At 65.6% G+C, this 2,100-nt stretch carries 1 protein-coding gene; it reads right to left on the bottom strand.

What is annotated here, in order from left to right:
* Positions 1–110: 110 nt before the first annotated feature.
* Positions 111–1,925, bottom strand: a complete 1,815-nt coding sequence (locus KMS84_RS38395) for a bifunctional metallophosphatase/5'-nucleotidase (protein WP_256921188.1) — start codon at positions 1,923–1,925, stop codon at positions 111–113.
* Positions 1,926–2,100: the final 175 nt, after the last annotated feature.

Raw genomic sequence — 2,100 nt, 5'->3', positions numbered from 1 at the left:
CCGCACACCCCCCTCACCCCCCGCCCCCGCACACGCGAAAGGCGGTGACCACACGGCATGCCATCCGGCCACCGCGCAACCACCGCCCACCGCTCACCGACCCCCAACGCCTAGAACACCGGCGTACCGTCCCGCGTCAGCCTCCAGTCCACCGACGCGAAGTCCTTCGGGTCCAGCACACCCTTAGCCGTCACCCACTCCGCGATCCGCGTACGGATCTCCGTCGACTCCGACCACAACTCCTGCGCCCCCGCCACATACGGGAACGCCCCACCCCCATTGGCCCGGTAATTGTTCACCGCCAGCACGAACTGCTGCCCATCCGCCAACGGCGCACCCTGGAACGTCAGATTCCTGATCCGCGAACCCGCCGGCTGCGCCACATCGATGTCGTACGACAACCCCGACACATAGTCGTAGTTGTAATCCGGCCGGTTGTTCGCATTCGTCAGCTTCTCCACGTCCACCACCGCACCGGACGCCGTCTGCACGAAATACTCCGCCGAATACTCCAGATAAGCCCGCACCTGCGCACCCGTCAGCAACTTCGCCACCAACGTGTTGTCGTACACGTACAGACCCGACAGATCCCGGATCGTCACGTTCCCCGCCGGGATCTCCGACGTCCGCGAGAACGGCGACGCCTGCGCGATCACCGGCAACGACGCGTACGACGTCCCCGCCAACGCCGCCCGCACCACATCCTCCTGCACCTTCGTGATCAGGTCGATGATCGGAGCGTCCTTGTACCGCGCCTCCACCGTCGTCAACGTCTCCGTCGCCGACCCCACCACCTGATTGACGTACTTCACGACCTTCGCGTGCTCGTCACTCAGCAACTTCGTGATCTTCGGGTCGTCCGCCACCGTGTTCGAGTTCAACACCTTCGACGAAACCGACTCGACCGCCCACCGCCCCTTCTCGAACACCAGCGACACATCGAACACCGACAACCGCTCCGCGAACGCCAACGGCTCCGAAAGCACCACCGCCCGCCCCGTCTTCGCGTTCGTCACCCGCAACTCCGGAATCTCCACATGCGCGTGCCCGACCAGAATCGCGTCGATGTCCGGCACCTGCTGCGCCACCAGAGCCGCCGAATTCTCCACATACGGCAACTGATCACCGTACGACGACGTCCCCGACGAACCCGAGTGCGCCGACACGATCACCACGTCCGCACCCATCGACTTCAGCTTCGGCACCCACTTCGCCGCCTGCTCCTCCAGCCCCGGGAACGCCAGCTTCCCCTGCACATACGCCTTGTCCCAGATGGCGATACCGGGATTCGTCAGACCGAGCACCGCCACCTTCACCGGCGGCGCCCCCTTCACACAGAACGTCTTCATCACGTACGGCGCGAACGCCGGCCGCAGCGTCTTCGCGTCCACCGCGTTCGCCCCGAGCAACGGGAAACGCAACTGCGACTCGAATTTCCGCAGCGTCTCGATGCCGTAATTGAACTCGTGATTGCCCAGCGCCGCCGCGTCATACCCGATCGCGTTCATCGCCTGCGCCATCGGATGCACCGGACCACCCTTGGCGGTGATCGGGTCCACCTTCGCGTAGTAATACGTCAGCGGCGTGCCCTGGATCGTGTCACCCGCATCCACCAGCAGCGTGTTCTGCCGCCCCTTCTCCGCACGGATCCGGTTCACCAGCGTCGAGATACGCGCCAGCCCCTGCGCATTGCCCGCCGCGTCCTTGTACTCCGCGTCCTTGAAGTAGTCCCAGTTGAAGACATGACCGTGCAGATCCGTCGTCCCCAGCACGGTCAGCTCGTACCGCTTCGGCTGCCGCACCGGCCTCGCCGCCTTCTCCCCGGTCGCGGCCTGCGCGGACGGAGCCGCCACCGCACCCGCGACCGCCACCCCCGCCCCGGTCGCAGCGGACTTCTTCAGGAACTTCCGGCGGTTCAACGGCATGTCTCGTACTCCTCGGGGGAAGGGCAACAACGCGCGTAGATTCTGACCCGGCCCCCACCGACCGCAACAGATCCAGGAGGTTGCGATCTGATGACCGGCACGGGTCAACTCCGCCCGGAAAAAGGGAAACCCAGGACAAGGCAGGACGTAAGGCCACGCCCCCACGGAGCCCCCG

The organism is Streptomyces hilarionis, assembly GCF_024539675.1.
Taxonomy (GTDB): Bacteria; Actinomycetota; Actinomycetes; order Streptomycetales; family Streptomycetaceae; genus Streptomyces; species Streptomyces hilarionis.
The sequence above is the reverse complement of the archived record's forward strand: the minus strand, read 5'-3'. Positions and strand labels throughout refer to the sequence as shown.

Excerpts from the sequence above, each read along its gene's own strand:
- KMS84_RS38395 (WP_256921188.1), bottom strand. The coding sequence starts at position 1,925 with ATGCCGTTGAACCGCCGGAAGTTCCTGAAGAAGTCCGCTGCGACCGGG.